A 17,359-nucleotide genomic window follows, 5' to 3' on the forward strand; every position below is an offset into this window, starting at 1 on the left:
GGAGCAGTCCGACAGGCCATCGACCCTGAACCCGGCACCACCCAACCGCGATTTGAATCACGGGCATCCACTATCAATCGGCAGGTCAGCCGCTATGGCCAGCCGCCCCGCAGGGGGATGTGCTCCACTAAGGGGACCTTTTGTCCGATTTTATTCCCGATTTGCCCGACTGCGGCTTTTCAATCAGGTGCACCTTGACCAGGGCAAACGTCTCGCAGTTCGCTATCAATGTCGATGCGCAGGTTCAGTTCACGCTGACACCCCGATGGATCACCGAGAGCGTGGCTGCGAAGGTCTCGCTCGCGGCTACAACGGATGCACAGTCAGCGGCACCGTGGCTGAGGCAGGTCCATGCGATGATTTCTGCTTGCCGCATCGCGGGTCGACTGGCAGCATGACGGACGTGATCAAAAGAATCGAGTCTTCTTTCCGCTCGTGAGCGTGACAACCGAGCCTGGATTGCTCGGATCCCAGATGAGCTTGTTCGAGCACGCGCTGCGTCTGCATCAGCAGCATCCGAACTCGGCTATACCGCGTGACGGAGAACCCTTTCCCGACGACGAAGCCCATCGTCGGCGACGGCGACCACGCAAGCAGGTAGAGCAGCGTCTGATAGGCGCTGGGGTTGCGGAAGTTCTGGACGCACACTTCACGAGCGCAGACGCACCACCGGCCGAACTTGCCGATGCGTTCCATGACCTCGATGTCCCGATCCACCGCAACGACCACATCACCGCTGCCGCGCTACGCGCCGACCGTGAGCGCGTGCGTCGCGCAGGCCGGTGGCTGGTCCGGCATAGTACCGACCGATGCTCAGCTACGGTCGGGCTAGCGCTGCTCGCGGCAGATTGGGCGGAGGAAGACATCCCGCTGATCCAGACCATTGGTCTGCTATCGCACCGGTTCGGCCCGTTAGCCGCTGATGCCCTGCGACGACGTCGAGGCGGCGAAGAGGCGCTTTTATGGCTGGCCCAGCGAGTCACCGGCTGGGGGCGGGTCTACGTTATCGAGGCACTTTGCCGTAATGGTGCCTACGCCTCGCGTCATTGGCTGTTGCGTCACGCCTGCGACGGGGACTTCCTCAACGGATACTTCGCTGGGCAGGTCGCCACCGCTACACACCTCCACGAGGCGATCGTCGGGACCGACGTGGACGACGAGTTAGTCGACCACACCGGCCGATTGTTGAAGATCATGGCAGACTGCGGCGGGATGGGCATGACGCTGGATCATTACCCGCCTGCGAGCATCGTCCTTGCCTCGCATGCGGGCCACCTCAGCGCGCAGGCACCGACGGTGGGCAGGTATCTCGATGCAGCTGTCATCGCTGATCACCTGGCGGAGAAGCCTTCGGAACGTCTCGGCTGCAGCGTCGAACAGCGCGACCATCTGGTACAGCAGTACCTCGCCGTCCTTGATCGGCAGGACTGGTGTGACACCGTACGGTCCGGCCTTGACCCGACCAGCGACTACTTCGCCTGGTTTGCGGAGAACATCGCAACGCGTCGACGGCTGCGCGCGTTCATGGACCTGACAGGTGACGGCCGATGAATCATGATAATGATCATCGCCTTATCGAAGCGGTGAAGGCTGGCGATGAAGTCGCAGTCGAGCAGGCACTGGCCAACGGCGCCAACCCGGATATCGCGGTTGCCCGGTTTCGAGGATCGGTACTGGTCGAGGCCGCACGCACCGGTCGGTTGCCGATTGTGCGATCGCTGCTGGACGCCGGTGCTCGTGTGGGGTGCATTGACGGCTATGCCGCGACTCCGCTGCGGGTCGCGATGCTTGAAGCGCATGCCGATGTGATGGGCCACCTCATCAACCACGGAGCGCTCGCGGCTGAACCAGTAAACAGAGCCAGTGTGCTGACGGATGCGATCTCGTACACCGCGTTCCGTCCGACAGCGGCGGCTGTCGCGACCCTCCGTGTGCTGTTGGAAGCGGGCGCAGTTCCAGGCGCGAGCGAAGAGGCACCCCTCATCACTGCGGTTATGGGCCCGGTGGCGCCGGTGGTACTACGCCTTCTTCTCACCCACGGAGCAGACCCCAACCAGCGGCGCTCGGACAGCTCACCTGCGGTCGTCATCGCTGCCCGCCGAGGTGACCACGCCGTGGTGGATGTACTCCTGGAGGCCGGCGCCGATGTCGACGCTTGCGACGCGCGAGGTCGGACAGCGTTGATGCACGCGGTTGAACGCAACGAGCAACGGGTCGTCGTAGCCCTCCGAGTGGCAGGCGCCTCGACCGACGTGGTCAGCGCCGACGGCATGACGGCGCTCCAGCTGGCCCGCGGCTGGCAGCGTCAGAACATCCAATTCTTGCTGGGCGAACACCACGTCGGCATGGATGACGTGCCGATCATCCGAACCACTCTGCGGGTCGCCATGACCGAGGCTCGGCTCGTCGGTGACCCGCAGATGTTCCACCTATTGGCGAACGTCATCGACATCGCGATCGACGACCTCGGCGATGACGAGTGGGAGACCAGGACGGGCTTATCCACCGAGACGGCGCAGGCTTTCGCCGCACGGCTGCGCCTGGACTTCCTCCGCGCTACCGGCGCATCCTGGCACCAGCTGGCCGCCACAGCAGACGAATTCGCCACCGCGCGCTCGGCGTTGGTCGAGCTCGCCTACGGCACTACCCGCCGGATGCCATCCAGCATGAGCAGATTGGAGATCATTGATCTTCTCGAAGAGATCAATCGCCAGCTCGGCCGATGACCTGGATCAATTGCAACGACAGCCGGCATCATCCACCAGCGCGGTTCTGGGCCCACCGCCACAGCAGGCGGCGACTCTCCGGCGTGTCCAGATTTTGAAGTCCGCGGACCGCCCAGTCTCTGAGGGCAGCGTCGTCACCGTGGAGTTCGGCCGCGAGAACGGGCAGGGCACGATCCGAGCGAGCGTCACCGATTAGTTCCAGCAGCCAGCATCGGATGCCGTGGTCACGTTCGTTGTTGAACTCTTCAATCAACTCCTCGATGTGGTCGGCCGCAATGTCACGTAGGCGGTGAAACCCGTCTTCGGCGAGTTGCGGGTTGCGGCGACGCATCAAGCGCAGGGCCTGTCGAAACTCGTTGCTCACCGGCAGAGGCTATGCCGACCGGATCTACGCTACGACCGTGGAGAACCAGTTCTATCGACGCCGCTGGAGCGAACCGCGCGGGGATGAATTCGACGAATGGGGGCGCTCGGTCTGGTACTTCGAGGTCGACGGCGAGGGTTGGCCGGTTCGGCAGGTCGAGGTGTACGACCACGGCCCCGTCCTGCGCTACGGACCCAGCCACGCGGAAGATCAGTACGGTGGGCTCGGGCAGGCGAGCCTCGACGGTTCCCACGACGACTGGAGCGCGTACGTCATCACTCGAGAAACGTTCGAGCGGGCCTGGAACTTAGCCGCGGGTTCCACGGTCTTCGGCGATCGGGCTACTGTCGCGATCGCGATCGGCGAGCCCGTGTCCGTCGGCCTTCGCGTCGTTGACATGTGGGCTGCGGGTGAACGACTAACGACGACCGACAACGTGGCCTACGTACCGTCCCTCTGCCATTACCTTCGCTTGGCTGTCATACAGGTTGACCAGCGACAGATACCGCCTTGCCCCTTCCCAGGGCTGACTCCGGAGGAGATCTTCCGACGGTTGGAGTCCGACGAGACGGGATTTCGCGAGCAGTACTGGTTCATGCAGTGGAGCGAGACCCTCGATGGCGTGTCCTGCTACGCGTACCTGGACGACGACCTGGTTGTGGTCTTCGCTCTCCGGGACGGCCGCTGCGGACCACAGGGTTCCGGCAGGGTATTCGTCGTCAGCATCCCGCCCAAGCAGTTTGTGGCTACCCTGCTGGAGGCCATCGGCGCGATCAGAAGCGGCTCCAACGGTCCCTGAGGGCCTTCGGGGGGCGTGGGCGACGTCGTCGCGCTTGTGGGCCGACGCGGTCCGGCGGCCGGAGATGCGGGCGCGCCGCCGTGGTCAGTTCACGCTCACGATGACCTTGCCGAGGGCGTGTCCCTCGCCCACCCAGGCCAGTGCCTGGGGCACCTGGTCAAGGGTGAAGGTGCGGTCGATGTGGATGCGGAGATCACCAGCGGCGCAGAGCTCGGCGACCGGTTCGAAGTGTGTCGGCCCTTCCTTCACGGCAAGCACGCCCAGCCGGCGGTGCGTGAGCCGACCGATCACCGAGCCGATCGTCAGCACGCGTAGCAGCGCTCGTACCGATCCGCCGACGCATCGGTAACGGCCACCCGGAGCCAGTGCCCGGCGGTAGGCGAACACCGACCGGTGCGCGACCAGATCGAGGATGAGATCGTAGGGACCGCTGCGGGTGAAGTCTTCGCTGCGGTAGTCGATCACCTTGTCCGCGCCGACCGACCGCATGAAGTCGAGCTTGTCGGCGTTGTCGACGCCGGTCACCTCAGCGCCGAGTCGCTTAGCCAACTGAATCGCGAACGAACCCGAACCTCCGCCGGCACCGTTGATCAGGACTCGTTGTCCGGCCGTGGCGCCGTCGGTGCCCTGCCGCGCGATGACGCCCGCTTGCGGAATCGTCGACGCCTCGGCGAAGGTCAACGCCGGGGGCTTAGGGGCCAGCGCCGATTCTGGGGCGATCGCGTACTCGGCGAAGCCGCCTTTGAGCGCGAGGTTGTCGCCATACACCGCGTCACCAGGACGGAACCGGGTGACGGTCGGACCGACCGCATCGACCCAACCCGCAATGTCTGAGCCGAGTATCCGGCGTGCCGGGAAGCGCGGCCCACCGATGCGCGAATACATCGGCGAGCCTCGTAGGGTCTCCCAATCGCTGAGGTTGACCGAGGTCGCCGCGACTTTGACGAGCACCTGCCCGACGCCCGGAGATGGCCGGGGAACGTTCTCGATCCGCAGCACATCCGGCGGCCCGTAACGGTCGTACACGACCGCCCTCATCGACATACCCTCATTCCTCCACGGCCCAGCGCCCTCCCGTCATCAGTAGCATGCCGGCACAAGCCTTTGACCGACGAGTGGCGGATGCGGGCCGGGGCCGCTGGAAAGGACCTGAACAGCATCTCGCCAGCGGCCTACCGGTAGTGCGCTTGGACGACGAACCATGGGCCGTAATGCTGTGCGAGACACATCGTCAGCTGTCGTGATTAAGTGACTACGGGGTCAGCACGATCCTCCCGAAGACCTCGCCAGCGTCCATCTTTTGGTGCGCCAGCACGGCGTGCTCGAGCGGCAGCACCTCGTGCACCACCGTCTGGAGTTCGCCACGACCCGCGGCTGCGAACTGCTCCATCCGCACGGCACGTCGAGCGGGCTCCGCTATCGTCGCGGCGCTGAAGGTGGCGAAGGACATCGACTTCTGGAATGCGGCCATCAGCCTCTCGCCGAAGTCTGCCGGTGGCTGGCCACCGACTGCGCCGACGACCACGAGTCGACCGTTGGGATTGAGCCTGTCGAAGAACGACGGCATGTCTTCACCTGCTACGACGTCGATAATGACGTCGTAGCCTGCGGGATCGTCCTCTCCTCCTTCTCCGGAGCGGTCCAGCACGTGGGTCGCACCGAGGTCGCGCAATCGACGGCCACGCTCAGGGGAGGAGGTGGTGACTGCCACGGCGCGGGCACCGCCGCGAGCCGCGAGCTGGACCGTCATGATCCCGATGCTGCCGGCCGCGCCGCGTACCAGCACGGTTTCGCCCGAGAAGAAGTGAGCGTGGGAGAGACCGAAGTGGGCCACGACCCCAGAGCTTCCGATGGTCACGGCGTCGACAGCGGAAAGGCTCGCCGGCAGGGGCAAGACCTCTGCGATCGGCGCAATTGCCTGCTCGACGTAGCCGCCGCCCGTCCCGGTGAACGCCCACACGCGCTGCCCGACCCATGCGGGGTCGACGCCGTCGCCCACCGCGGTCACCGTCCCCGCCACCTCGCCGCCTGGGATATGGCCCTCCTGGAAGCCGTAGGCAGCCAGAGCACCACTTCGGATCACGACGTCGACGCCTCCGACGCCGATCGCCTCAGTGGCGATCAACACCTGTCCCTGAGCGGGAGCCGGGCCAGGGATATCGATGACCGCTAGCCCCTCGGGGCCGCCGAATTCCTTGATTGCGACTGCCTTCACTGTTGTTCCTTTTCGTGAGCTGGATCAAAGCCGCCGTTAGGCGACCCCTGGCTGCTTGGGACGCTAACGGACGCCGGCGTCCGTTTAGCTAAAGTGAGAGAGTGGCCGACCGTTCGTATCAGACACTGCGCTCGGACGCGCTGGACAACCGCGAGCGCATCCTCGACGCGGCTCGGACAGTGTTGGCCGCCGAAGGCCTGGACGTGCCGATGCGCGAGATAGCCCGGCGCGCCGGGGTCGGCCCCGCCACCCTGTACCGCCACTTCCCCACCAAGCAGGCGCTGGCCGCTGAAGCCTTCACCGAGCAGATGTATGCGTGCCACGCCATTGTCGAGGAGGGGCTCGCCGACCCGGATCCGTGGCACGGCTTATGCCTGGTGATCGAGAAGCTCTGTGAACTGCACGCACGAAACCGGGGCTTCACCACGGCGTTCACCTCGGCCTTCCCTCACGCCATGGATCTCGCCGCGGGGCGCGAACACGCGCTCACCTTGCTCGCCGACCTCGCCCGCCGCGCCAAGGACACCGGCCACCTGCGGGCCGACTTCGTCTTGGACGACCTCATCCTCCTGCTGATGGCCAACGGCGGCCTGCACGCCACATCGACAAACGCTCGGGTTACTGCCTCCCGCCGCTTCGCCGCGCTCGCGATTCAGGCATTTCGCGCTTGATCGGCGCTCACCGCGATGCCCCGTGGTCCAATCGGGTTCTGCCCCACCCTCACGAAGGCCGAGTCGAAGGCGATATGGTTCCCGCGTCGTGGCCGTGAGCGGTGTCATCGGCAGATGCTCGGAACCGACGGTGCAGCATGTATCGGCATCTGATCGTCACCGGCGAACACCGCGGTCACCTCTGGCTTATCACCGGTGAGGACGCCACCCCGTTCGGCGCAGAGTTCGGGCACACCACCGGCGAGACCGGGTTCGCCGGTTGGGTCAAGCCCCGGGCTGCGGACAAGGAGTGGTTCGACGCCGCCTGACGCCGCGATCCGGGCCTCGAGAGGGTTGTCTGGCAAGTGCAGGCTGAGGATGATCATCGGGTGTCGTTCCTGAACCCAGATCTGGTCACCTTCGAGCTGCGTGACGGCGAACCTGTCCTGTCGTTGGCCGTTGAAGTCCCCACCGGGCCAGATGAGGGCTGGTCGTTGATGAATCGGCTCACCGTGTGCGTCGTGGACGGACCCGGCGATGCGGGATACCTGTTCCCTAGGCTCGGCGGGCCCGGCGGCGACAAGGCGCCCCAGGGCTGGGACGAGGCCGTCGTCCGCGCTGGCGGGAGCACCGTCGTGTTCGGCACCGGCACCCAGAACCGCACCCTGTTCGCACCCTCAGTGGACTGACCATCAGACACGGCCGGCAACGGAGGTGACGGTGGAGAGCACGGCGTCGGCGTCACCGCACGACGAGTTCTGGCAGATCCTCGCCACGATAGGACGGATCGCCTGCGACCCGGCGACGTGCCGCCGGCGGTCGAGCATGATCTTGCCCGACTTCCTATCCCGCGCATCGTCCGATTCCACGAGTCCCTGGTGGAGCTGTGCGGCAAGGCGCTGACCTGGGAGCTGTGGCAGGCCGCCGACAGCGTCAACGCCAGACACGGGCAGGCGCTGATCCGTTCCGCCGAGGCCGCATACGCGGCGGCCCTGGCCCGAAGCCGGGCATATCGCGCCTGGCAGGCGGCGACTATGCGATCGGATCCTCGTACAACCGCTTGAGGTCGATTCGTGTTGCCTGACAACACCGTGTGGTTTTCGCACGACGGCGCCAGTCTTCGGCAGTGGCATCCCCCGTGCGAGGGAGGCGCCCCACCCTGCAGTGGGAGGTCCGGCGGAGCCGTTGGCCGCATGATCATCACCATGACGATGACGCGATGGGCGCCCCGGATCGCTCCGATCTGGCTTGGCAGCTATCTCATCCTGCGGATCTACTGGGCGGCGACCGGCACGCCCGACGGGCTCTCGGCCATCGGCGGCGACCTCGTGGTGTTCACGGGTTGGGCCGCAGTCGCCCTCTGCGCACTCGCCGCGGCGACGGCCGCGCTGTTGCTGCGGACCTCCTCGAAACCGGTGATCGGCATCGCCTGGGCGCTCAGCGTCCTCTTGGTCATGTCGGCGGTACTGCTCCTGCTGGACATCGTCGGAGCGATCTTCCCGGGCGTGATGCCGAAGCAGTTTCCGCTCGGCGCCCTGAGCCGAGCGGCATGCGCGCTGGGTGGCGTCCTGCTGGCGCATTCGGCCCATGCGCGCCGCGGTCCTCGGGTCCTACGGACGTTGGCTCACACTCCGGCGTGGGCGTACTGGGCGGCCTACCTCGCGGTTGCCGGCTGCCTGACCCGGATCGCCGCCCAGGCGGCTGTCGGTTTCGGCAACTCGCCGATCGCACTCGGCGCGGCGGCAGCGTTCGAGATCGCGTTTGTGCTGGCGGGAACCCTGCTGCCGCTCGCACTGGTGCACTCGTGGGGGCGGACCTGGCCGCGCTGGGTCCCTTTCCTCCAAGGGCGTACGGTGCCACGGCGGCTGGTGCTGTGGCCCGCGACGGGCGTCGCGACGGGCATCGTCGTCTACTTCGGACTGATGCTGCTGCAGATGATCTGGGAGCGTTTGCACGGGCGCAATCCGTTCCCGCCGAGCGGCGGTCTCGACCTGCCGGAGGCGTTCTTCTGGGTCGCCGTGCCCGCGTACTGGATCTGGGGTGTCGGGCTGGCCTTCGCCGCGGTCGCGTACGCCCGCCGCACGCGACCGGCCGCTGAGCGCGAGTAGCACAGAAATGTCCCTTTGCCGGGAAGCGCAGGGAGGTTCTCGATGCAGACCCGCTCGTTCCTCTCGGCTCCGTGGCTGCTCTCCTGCCGGGGCCGAGATCAGGCACCTGATCGAGGGCGAGACCGACAGCATGATCCACTCCATCGTCCCGCCAGGCCAGGTGAATCGGGCGACCATCCATCCACCGTGAGCGAGTTCTGGCATGTCCTCTCGGGCGTGCGGCAGATATGGCGACGGGATGCCACCGGTGAGGGGCCGACCGTTCTGGGGAGGGGTGTTTCCGTCGACATTCCGCCTCCAGCGCGACATACCGGTCGGCCGTTGTCAACAGCACCGCCTCCCATTCCTCGCCCTGACCGAACTCACCCAAATGCCGGAACGCCGACGCGATCGGGCCCTTGACCTGAGCCGACGCCGCGAATCGTTGCTGCATCGCGTCACCGACAAGCTTCACCGCCGCTTGCTTCGCCTCGGTCGCCACACCAGCGCGGCCGGGCTGGTGAGTCCCAGCCACGCTCGCGTCAGTCCTTACCCGGATGTCCGGCCATATTGTGCTGCGGCGAACTCGAGGATGCGGTCGCATGCTGACACGGGGAGGCTCGGATTACGAGCGACCTCCAAGACCACCTCTGGGTCGGGGTGGGAGGCCAACTCCACCAGCATGTCTGGCGGCGTCGACGGGTTGCCCGCAACGTACACCGCATTCGCGGGATACCGCAGACATGCCGCCAGCGCGGCGGGCGGCGATGCCTCGTTCCAGGCAACGTCCATGACCGCTTCTGCTGGAGCCTGCGGGTGCGTCGCGATGGTCAGCAGTACGTCGGGCGGGCAGCAGGGATGGGCGGCCAGCCTAGGAAACGTCGCCGGTCCGTGCCGAGCCGCGGTCACCCGGACTTGCTCAGGCGACGCCGATGCATGGCAAACGGCGCGAAGCGCGACCTCGAAGTCCGGGTCAACGCTTAACAACGCCCGCAGATCTTCGGGTATCCGGTGACTGGCGGCCGCGACCAGGCGAACCCTGGGGTCGACGTCGGCGGCCAGGACGCGCAGCCCATCGAGGTCCGGATGGTTATCCGTGTTCGGCGACCCGCCGTCTCGGCTGTGCCGCACCAGCAAGTCGAGCGGAGTCCTCGGATTGGCCAGAACTGCCCCCCGCCAGCGGCCTGCCTCCGATTCGTACAGCCGACGGAGCAACCCGGCCGGCGCCGCCCAGTTGATCGCGACTCGACCGGTCACCTCAGGAACTCCTAATACCACCAGACGGGCATAGGTCTCCTCTGCAAGATCCGGACGACCCGCGAGCGCGAGCGCCACATGGGCGTCCAGGTCCATGGCGAGAGGCTCGACAGCCGTGACCGGTGTCGTCGGATTAGCCGCTGCGGCCAGACGCACATCACGGAGGGCGACCGTATTGTCCGGCCCATGCAGGCAGGGATTCAGTGGCGGTGATCCGCTGTGAGCGATGAGCTCGGCAAGGATCCGAGCAGGCGTATGCCGGTTGGATGCCAGTGCGAGCCTCACACAGGCTTCGGTCCGGTCGGCCAGCCGAAGTGCCAGTTCCTCGGGTATTTCCCAGACCTGAGCGGCGCAAGCAGCTACGGAGCAGACGGCATCGTCGGCAAGCGCATAGGCGATGTCAGTACGCTCCGCAGCGTGCACGGCCAGCGCCTGGCGCACCTCTAGGGTCGGGCACGACGCAAGTAAATCCAGCCAGTCGCCGGGTGCGTCCACCCGGGCGATGCCAGCGAGCACCATCCATGGATCAGCACAGGGAATCCGCTCGACCGCGAGTTGTCCCGATCCGATCAGTGCCAGCAGGACGTCCCGGTCACCGCTCGCGATCAGCGTCTCGATCTGGGCTGGCGTCAAACGTTGCACCTGTGCGAGTTCCCGTGAAACGGCTGGACTGCCCTTGGCGATGAGCTGATCGATGTGGGCGGGCAGCATTGCGACGTTGCCCGCAAGGGCGAGCAGGATCTGCGAAACGGACACAATGCTCCTGCTGGTTCTAGAACAGCAAACGCCGATGACGCGCTCACTCATGATCAGCGAGGGAGCACCACCACGACAAGCCGTTTACCCGCGTACCGCCATACCGCATCATGCATCCGCGAGATCCCGACACGGTTGAGTGCTGGTCCCCCTTACGTCGCCCGGCTCGGCGCTTGCTTGGCAGTCGAGAGGCGCTTCTGGCTAACGCTTGACCGCACTGCGTCCCCGGAAAGCGCGAAAGGCTAATCCGACGATCCGGACCAGCCTTCTGACCTGCGTATCCACCCTGTCGGGCTGGCCGGATTCGAACCGACGACCCCTTGACCCCCAGTCAAGTGCGCTACCAAACTGCGCTACAGCCCGTTGCCGCCCGGATCTCTCCGCGCGGCAGCCCACACAGCGTAGCGCACCCGGCCACCTGTTTGCGCACAGGCCCCTGGTGTCCGTTTCGCGGCGGACGCACGCGGCCATACGATCGTTCCAAATCATTCCAAAACGGGCGAAAGCCCATGCGGCTTGTGGCGAGTTTTCGTGGCTGCGCGGTGGGCACACTGACGCGGTGTCAAGGGCTCCCAGCCGCCAGAACGTCCGGTATCAGCCGCCGCTGGACGGCGTACGCGCGCTGGCGGTGCTGGCCGTGCTGCTGTTTCACGCCGGCGTCCGTCAGTTGCCGGGCGGGTTCCTCGGCGTCGATGCGTTCTTCGTCCTGTCCGGCTTCTTGATCACCTCTCTGCTGCTGGGCGAGCTGCGGCGTACGGGCAGGATCGCACTGGGCGAGTTCTGGTTGCGGCGGGCTCGGCGGCTGCTGCCGGCGCTGCTCGCGGTGCTCGTCGTGGTGGCTCTGCTCGCCCGGACGCTCGCCGGTGGCGAGGAGTTGACCCTGGTACGCGGTGACGCGCTCGCCACGTTGGCGTACGTGGCGAACTGGCGGATGATCTATCGCGGGACGGATTATTTCGCGCAGAACGCAGCGCCGTCTCCGCTTCAGCACACCTGGTCGCTCGGCATCGAGGAGCAGTTCTACCTGTGCTGGCCGGTGATCGTGATCGCCGTGATCGTGTTCGCGCCGCGCCTCATGCGCCGAGCGCGACCATACTTGGCCCGCCCACCACACACCCGTTGGATGCACCGAGCGCAGAAACGCTGGCCGCGCCCAACACCCACAGGCCCGGAGCGCCCAACGCAGCCACGCCCGGCGAGCCGCGCACAGCAACGCTGGGCGCGCCAACCATCCACACGCTTGGCGCGTCCGAACCAGCCTCGCATGGTGAGTCGAACACAGAAACGCTGGGCGCATCCGACACACGCACGCCTGGCGCGACCGGCACAGCCACGCGTGGCTCGTCGAACGCAGACTCGCTGGACGCGCCCAGCACACACACGCTGGGCGCGCACGACACTGCCGGGCCCAGCCCAAGAAGAAGCAGAGCCGCGCCAGGCGCGCCTAACCCAGCGGTTCGGAAGAGGCATCCTGCTGGCCCTGGTTCTGGCGGGAGCACTCGCGTCGGCGATCGCGGCAGCGTTGCTCTATCGCGACGGGGACGTCGGCCGGGCGTACTTCGGGACGGACACCCGGGCGCAAGCCCTGCTCATCGGCTGTGCGCTGGCGCTCGTGCTGAGGGCTCGGGGACCAAGCGCCGGACCACGGATTCAGTGGGTCTCCGGTGTCGCCGCCGCGCTGGGGCTCGTGATCACCGGGTTCCTGTGGGCGTACGGCGACGGAACACAAGCCTGGCTGTATCGGGGCGGGCTGACGCTCGGGGCGATCGGGGTCGCCGCCGTGTTGTGGCACGTCAGCGTCGTTCCAGCCGGAACGCTGAGCCGGGTTCTCTCGGTCGCGCCGCTGGTGATGATCGGCCAGATCTCCTACGGGCTGTATCTGTGGCACTGGCCCCTGTTCCAACTGCTCGACGCCGACCGCACCGGCCTGACCGGCACACGGTTGATCATGCTTCGACTGGCCGTCGTACTGGTCGTCGCCACCGCGTCTTACTGGCTGATCGAACGGCCGGTGCGGCGCGGCGTACGCAGGCCGGCCTGGTTCGTGGGCCGCCGAGCGGCGATGGCGAGTGCACTGGCCGTCACGGTGTTGGTCGCCGGCACGGTCGCGGCGGTGGTGTCGGGGACCCGTCCAGCCACGGTGACCGCAGCCGCGCCGGTCGTGGTTTTTCCGAGCGGCGCACCCTCGGCAGGCGCGTCGGCGACGCACGGGCCGATGACCCGGGCCGGTCGCAAGCCCGGCGGGCAGCCACGCATCACGATTCTGGGTGACTCGGTCGCCTGGACGGTCGGCACGTACCTGCCCGAGCATCCGGGTCTGACGGTCACCACTCGGGCGATTCAAGGATGTGGCATCGCGCTGCTGCCGGACATCCTGACACAGGGCTCGCCGCACACGAACTATCCCAACTGTGAACATTGGCCGGATCGGTGGCGGTCGGCGATCCGGATCGACGATCCCGACGTCGCGGTGATCTTGCTGAACCGCTGGGAGCTGATGGATCGGCGAATCCAGGGCGGCTACCAGCACGTCGGTCAGCCCGCGTTCGACGCGTACTTGAGCGGGCAGTTGACCCAGGGCATCGGCATCGCCAAGTCGCGCGGCGCTCAGATCGTGCTGCTCACGGCGTCGTACACCCGGCGCAGCGAACGCCCGGACGGCGGTTTGTATCCGGAGGACGAGCCGATCCGGGTGGACGCGTGGAACCACCTGCTCCAGGCCACGGCACTGCGATTTCCCGGCCAGGTCAGCGTGCTGGACCTCAACGCCGTCACCTGCCCCGGCGGCCGGTTCGCCTGGGATGTCGACGGGCTGCGCATCCGTAGCGACGGACTGCATTTCACCCCGCCCGGCGTACAACAGGTGATCGCACCGTGGCTGCTCCCGCAGGTGGCGCGCATCGCGGTGACCGGGCCGCCCGCGCCGCAGGGCCGAGCCACCGCGCGGCCGGACTGAACCGCGCCTTGACCTTCCTGCAGCAGGAAGGTCTACCGTCGCGTCATGCGGCTGCTGACGATCGGGCAGGCGGCGCGCCTGGCCGGCGTGACCGCCATGGCGCTGCGGCACTACGACGCCATCGGGCTGCTGCGGCCCGCGGTGGTCGATCCCGCGACCGGCTATCGCCGGTACGAGCAGGATCAGGTGGACCAGGCCCGCCGGATCCGCCAGCTCCGCGCGCTCGACCTTCCGTTAGATGTTGTACGCCGACTGCTCGAGTCCGACCTCGACACCGTCCGGGAAGCACTCCGGCAACACCGCACACGGGTGGATGCACGGATCACCCGCCTGCGCGGCGTACTGCACGCGATTGATCATGCTCTGACCGATGACGGAGAACCGACGATGACGACCCCCGAATACGCCGACGAGGCCGACCAGCACCGGCACTTCGCCAAGACGCTGTTCAACGAGGTGTGGCGGTTGATGGAAAAGGAGGACCGCTCCCCCGCCGACGACGCTTGGATGATTCACATGGCGCACGCGTCTGCCTACCACTGGCTCGAGGTCGGTACGCCGGAGAACGTCGCGCGCAGCCACTGGCAGTGTTCCCGCGTCTACACCGTCGTCGGGCGGGCCGAGCCGGCGCTGTATCACGCCCATCTCGTGCTGGAGACCTGTCGCGCCAACGGCATCGGGGACTGGGACTTGGCCTTCGCTTACGAGGCACTGAGTCGTGCGTACACGTTGGCTGGCGAGAAGGAGCAGGCGCGGAGCTGGCTGGAGCGCGCGCGGCTGGCCGCCGACGAGATCGCGGCCGACGACGACCGCGAGCTGTTGCTCGCGGACCTGGCGACGATCTTGGTGTAGCCGAAACGGGGCTGCTTGACCGCCGGGCTGGGCCATATGATCTCCGCCGTGATCACGACCGCCCTGGCTCGGCTGATGCCGCTGAAGACCGATCCCGTGGACCAGTACCCTCAGCTGGTCCCGCTGCAGAAGGCCGTGAAGGCGGCCGACTGGACCGGCGTCGCCTCCTATTTCGCCGGCTTGCCCGCACGGTCGGATAAGACGCAGGCAGTCAGCCTCGTGTCGGCGACCGCGGGGGCGGAGAAGTTCCTGCAGCGTGCGGTCGACACCGAACGCGATTCGGCGCTGGCCCGGACGCTGCTCGGTGCCCGTTTCATCGACATCGGCTGGAAGGCCCGTAGCGCCGTCTACGCCATGCATGTCAAGCAGGCGCAGTGGCAGATCTTCTTCGACTACCTGCAGCGGGCGGAGCGGCTGCTCGCCGACGCGACGGCGATCGACCCCACCGAAGCGGCGGCCTGGACTCAGCGCATCGTGACGGCCCGCGGTCTGAGCCTCGGCATCGACGAGGCGCGGCGGCGGTATGAGAAGGCCGCCGAGCACTCCGACGCCCCGTACACCGCGCAGCGGCAGCTCATTCAGAACCTGTGCCCGAAGTGGGGTGGCTCGACCGCCGAACTGCACACGTTCGCCGGTGAATGCCTGGCGTCGGGCAAGCCGGGGACGCTGGCCGGGGCCATCGTGGCCGACGCCCACGTGGAGCATGCGATCACCAACGAGTACGTCCGGGATGCTGTGCTGTACCTCGGCAAGCCCGATGTCGTGAAATCGGTGACCGCGGCCGCTGCGCAGACCGTGCTGCACCCGGATTTCCAGCCGGGCTTCGGCTCGGTGGGCGCACATTCGGTTTTCGCCTTCGCCTTGCACACCGGCGGCAGCCGGCACGCGGAGCCGCATTTCGCCGCGCTCGGCAACCGTGCCGGTTCCTACCCGTGGGACATGCTGCACCAGGATTGGAAGAAGGCGTTCCGGCAGGCGTCGCGATCGGCGCGGTCCTGGTGAACACGACGCGCGTGCTTGAGGTTGACGGAGTGCCGGTGCTGCTCGCGCCGACGCCTGGTCCGATGCGGGCCGGTTTGGTCTTCCGAGTGGGCCGGGCCGATGAGACGCTGGCAACGGCCGGCGTGACGCACCTGGTGGAGCATCTGGCGCTGCACCGGCTGGGGGTGACCGACTTTCACTACAACGGGATGACGGGCACGACCGCGACCCAGTTCGTCACCCAGGGCACGTCGGAGTCCGTGGCACGGTTCCTGACCGGGGTGTGCGCGAACCTGCGGGACCTGCCGTTGGATCGGCTCGCCACGGAGAAGAACCTGATCCGCACCGAGGCCGCTGGCCGCCCCGACGGAGTCAACGAGCACATGCCGCTGTGGCGTCACGGCGCTCGCGACTACGGCCTGGTCAGCTTCCCGGAATGGGGCATGCACACCCTGACGGCCGAGCAGGTCACCGCGTCGGTCCGGGAGCGTTTCACCCGGCAGAACGCGGTCTTGTGGATCGCCGGTGCGCAGATTCCCGATGGTCTGCGCCTCGATCTGCGCGACGGCCGCCGATGGGAGCTGCCGGAGCCGTCTTCGGCGTTGCCGGTGACACCTGCGGTCTTCAACGGCGTTCCGGACCGCATCGTGATGGAAGCGCCTGTTCCGCGTACGCGCGCCGGGGCGGCGTATGCCCGGCTGTTGGAGCGTGCGCTGTTCCGTGAGCTACGGCAGGAACGTGGTCTGTCGTACACGGCCGCCGCCGCGTATCACACCGACGGGCGCCCGCAGGCCCTCGTCACAGCGGTCGCCGACGTCCAAACTGGGCGCGGGGACGCAACTGTCGAAGTGTTCCTCGCCCAGGTAAGCGCTCTGGCGACGAACGTGGTGGACGACGCCGAGCTGGAGACCGTCCGCGCGTTGGAACTGGACGGGCTCCGCGATCCGGAGGTCGAGGGCCGGCTGCTGGCCCGGCGGTCGGTCGATCTGCTCACCGGTTTCGCGTGGCCGAGCACAGCGGAGATGGTCGAAACCTTCGAGAAGCTGACCGCCGCCGACATCGTCGAAGTGGCGGCCGCCGCGAGCCAAGCCGCGCTGCTCATGCTGCCTGCCGGCACCCGGCGGACGCCCCCGGGATTCGAGCAGGCGCCGACCTTCTCCCGGTTCGCCGTCGACGGCACACGATACCGATCCCGGGTCGACCGCGACGTCGTCCTGGTGCTCGGCTCGGACGGCGCAAGCGTCGTCACCGCCGACGGCCCTGCCACAGTGCTCTACGACGACAGCGCCGTGCTGTTGCGCTGGCCCGATGGCGGACGGCGGCTGATCGGCGGAGACGGCATCACCGTGGCGATCGAGCCCGCGTATTACCCGGTCGGCGACGACGCGCTGGCCGGTCTCGACGCCGCAGTTGGCCCGGCGAAATACGTCGACCTGCCCGAACGGGATACGCCCGTCGTTCCCGCAGCGTCGCGGATCGGCGCCTGGCGGATCCGCCTGCGCCGGTTCACGCTGCCGTGGCGGGCGCGCCTCGATCGCTTCGCGACCCTCCGGGGTGGCCGCAAGAACGTCCTCATCACCACGGCCATGGGAGTCGTCGCGGTCGGGCTGATTCTCGCCGCGACCCTCGGCGCACGCGGACTGGCATGCCCCGCCGTCATCTGGACCGGCACGTTCATCTGGCGATGGAACCGCACGATGCGCCGCTGAGCACGGT

Annotated in this window: 16 protein-coding genes, 1 tRNA gene and 1 pseudogene; 11 read left to right on the forward strand and 7 right to left on the reverse strand. The window is 67.2% G+C overall.

Annotated features, from left to right (window positions below; translation table 11 throughout):
- The first annotated feature begins 474 nt into the window (after positions 1-474).
- Both HDA40_RS03835 and HDA40_RS03840 read left to right on the forward strand, forming a co-directional pair.
- Positions 475-1,551, forward strand: a complete 1,077-nt coding sequence (locus tag HDA40_RS03835; RefSeq protein ID WP_253751696.1) for a hypothetical protein — start codon at positions 475-477, stop codon at positions 1,549-1,551.
- Positions 1,548-2,726, forward strand: a complete 1,179-nt coding sequence (locus tag HDA40_RS03840; RefSeq protein WP_253751699.1) for an ankyrin repeat domain-containing protein — start codon at positions 1,548-1,550, stop codon at positions 2,724-2,726. Before HDA40_RS03835 ends, HDA40_RS03840 begins: the two co-directional genes overlap by 4 nt.
- A gap of 28 nt (positions 2,727-2,754) precedes the next feature.
- Here HDA40_RS03840 and HDA40_RS03845 read toward each other — a convergent pair whose 3' ends face one another.
- Positions 2,755-3,090 carry a HEAT repeat domain-containing protein gene (locus HDA40_RS03845; RefSeq protein ID WP_253751702.1) on the reverse strand — a complete coding sequence of 112 codons (336 nt, stop codon included), beginning with the start codon at positions 3,088-3,090 and terminating at the stop codon, positions 2,755-2,757.
- A gap of 37 nt (positions 3,091-3,127) precedes the next feature.
- On the opposite strand from HDA40_RS03845, the gene HDA40_RS03850 reads away from it, so the two are divergent.
- The gene (locus tag HDA40_RS03850; RefSeq protein ID WP_253751705.1) at positions 3,128-3,889 is read left to right on the forward strand and encodes a hypothetical protein; all 762 of its coding nucleotides are present in this window, start codon (positions 3,128-3,130) and stop codon (positions 3,887-3,889) included.
- 84 nt (positions 3,890-3,973) lie between these two features.
- On the opposite strand, the gene HDA40_RS03855 is transcribed toward HDA40_RS03850, so the two are convergent.
- Entirely contained in the window at positions 3,974-4,888 is a 915-nt protein-coding gene (locus tag HDA40_RS03855; RefSeq protein WP_253751708.1) for an NAD(P)-dependent alcohol dehydrogenase, read from the reverse strand.
- 253 nt (positions 4,889-5,141) lie between these two features.
- Positions 5,142-6,104 carry a zinc-dependent alcohol dehydrogenase family protein gene (locus tag HDA40_RS03860; RefSeq protein WP_253751710.1) on the reverse strand — a complete coding sequence of 321 codons (963 nt, stop codon included), beginning with the start codon at positions 6,102-6,104 and terminating at the stop codon, positions 5,142-5,144.
- A 101-nt stretch (positions 6,105-6,205) separates the two neighbouring features.
- Here HDA40_RS03860 and HDA40_RS03865 point away from each other — a divergent pair, with 101 nt between their 5' ends.
- The 3 genes from HDA40_RS03865 (at position 6,206) to HDA40_RS03875 (ending at position 7,443) form a co-directional block, all read left to right on the forward strand.
- Entirely contained in the window at positions 6,206-6,775 is a 570-nt protein-coding gene (locus HDA40_RS03865; protein WP_253751713.1) for a TetR/AcrR family transcriptional regulator, read from the forward strand.
- 137 nt (positions 6,776-6,912) lie between these two features.
- Positions 6,913-7,083 carry a hypothetical protein gene (locus tag HDA40_RS03870; protein ID WP_253751716.1) on the forward strand — a complete coding sequence of 57 codons (171 nt, stop codon included), beginning with the start codon at positions 6,913-6,915 and terminating at the stop codon, positions 7,081-7,083.
- 60 nt (positions 7,084-7,143) lie between these two features.
- Positions 7,144-7,443, forward strand: a complete 300-nt coding sequence (locus HDA40_RS03875; RefSeq protein WP_253751719.1) for a hypothetical protein — start codon at positions 7,144-7,146, stop codon at positions 7,441-7,443.
- A gap of 3 nt (positions 7,444-7,446) precedes the next feature.
- Here the strand turns inward: HDA40_RS03875 and HDA40_RS03880 are convergent, their stop codons facing one another.
- Positions 7,447-7,623, reverse strand: coding sequence for a hypothetical protein (locus tag HDA40_RS03880; protein ID WP_253751723.1), 177 nt, complete (start codon positions 7,621-7,623; stop codon positions 7,447-7,449).
- A gap of 336 nt (positions 7,624-7,959) precedes the next feature.
- Here HDA40_RS03880 and HDA40_RS03885 point away from each other — a divergent pair, with 336 nt between their 5' ends.
- The gene (locus HDA40_RS03885) at positions 7,960-8,862 is read left to right on the forward strand and encodes a hypothetical protein (protein WP_253751726.1); all 903 of its coding nucleotides are present in this window, start codon (positions 7,960-7,962) and stop codon (positions 8,860-8,862) included.
- Between the two features lie 283 nt (positions 8,863-9,145).
- Here HDA40_RS03885 and cutA read toward each other — a convergent pair.
- From cutA to HDA40_RS03895, 3 genes and pseudogenes are all read right to left on the reverse strand, one after another.
- Positions 9,146-9,445, reverse strand: a pseudogene (gene cutA / locus HDA40_RS42460) (divalent cation tolerance protein CutA); the annotation flags it as partial.
- Positions 9,391-10,854, reverse strand: a complete 1,464-nt coding sequence (locus tag HDA40_RS03890) for a hypothetical protein (protein WP_253751729.1) — start codon at positions 10,852-10,854, stop codon at positions 9,391-9,393. The pseudogene cutA and the gene HDA40_RS03890, both read right to left, overlap by 55 nt.
- A gap of 289 nt (positions 10,855-11,143) precedes the next feature.
- Positions 11,144-11,217 (reverse strand) — tRNA-Pro (locus tag HDA40_RS03895).
- Positions 11,218-11,413: 196 nt separating this feature from the next.
- On the opposite strand from HDA40_RS03895, the gene HDA40_RS03900 reads away from it, so the two are divergent.
- From HDA40_RS03900 to HDA40_RS41975, 4 genes are read left to right on the forward strand one after another with little or no spacing between them, the layout of a single operon-like run.
- Positions 11,414-13,810 carry an acyltransferase family protein gene (locus HDA40_RS03900; protein WP_253751732.1) on the forward strand — a complete coding sequence of 799 codons (2,397 nt, stop codon included), beginning with the start codon at positions 11,414-11,416 and terminating at the stop codon, positions 13,808-13,810.
- A gap of 45 nt (positions 13,811-13,855) precedes the next feature.
- Positions 13,856-14,662 carry a MerR family transcriptional regulator gene (locus HDA40_RS03905; protein ID WP_253751735.1) on the forward strand — a complete coding sequence of 269 codons (807 nt, stop codon included), beginning with the start codon at positions 13,856-13,858 and terminating at the stop codon, positions 14,660-14,662.
- A gap of 48 nt (positions 14,663-14,710) precedes the next feature.
- Positions 14,711-15,664, forward strand: a complete 954-nt coding sequence (locus HDA40_RS03910) for a hypothetical protein (protein ID WP_253751737.1) — start codon at positions 14,711-14,713, stop codon at positions 15,662-15,664.
- Between the two features lie 11 nt (positions 15,665-15,675).
- A complete protein-coding gene (locus HDA40_RS41975; RefSeq protein ID WP_253751741.1) occupies positions 15,676-17,352 on the forward strand; it encodes an insulinase family protein in 1,677 nt (558 codons plus the stop codon).
- Positions 17,353-17,359 lie beyond the last annotated feature (7 nt).

The sequence above is a fragment of the Hamadaea flava genome (genome assembly GCF_024172085.1).
Taxonomy (GTDB): Bacteria; Actinomycetota; Actinomycetes; order Mycobacteriales; family Micromonosporaceae; genus Hamadaea; species Hamadaea flava.

Coding starts and splice junctions, on each gene's coding strand:
- HDA40_RS03835 (WP_253751696.1), top strand. CDS start 475: ATGAGCTTGTTCGAGCACGCGCTGCGTCTGCATCAGCAGCATCCGAAC.
- HDA40_RS03840 (WP_253751699.1), top strand. CDS start 1,548: ATGAATCATGATAATGATCATCGCCTTATCGAAGCGGTGAAGGCTGGC.
- HDA40_RS03870 (WP_253751716.1), top strand. CDS start 6,913: ATGTATCGGCATCTGATCGTCACCGGCGAACACCGCGGTCACCTCTGG.
- HDA40_RS03885 (WP_253751726.1), top strand. CDS start 7,960: ATGACGATGACGCGATGGGCGCCCCGGATCGCTCCGATCTGGCTTGGC.
- HDA40_RS03905 (WP_253751735.1), top strand. CDS start 13,856: ATGCGGCTGCTGACGATCGGGCAGGCGGCGCGCCTGGCCGGCGTGACC.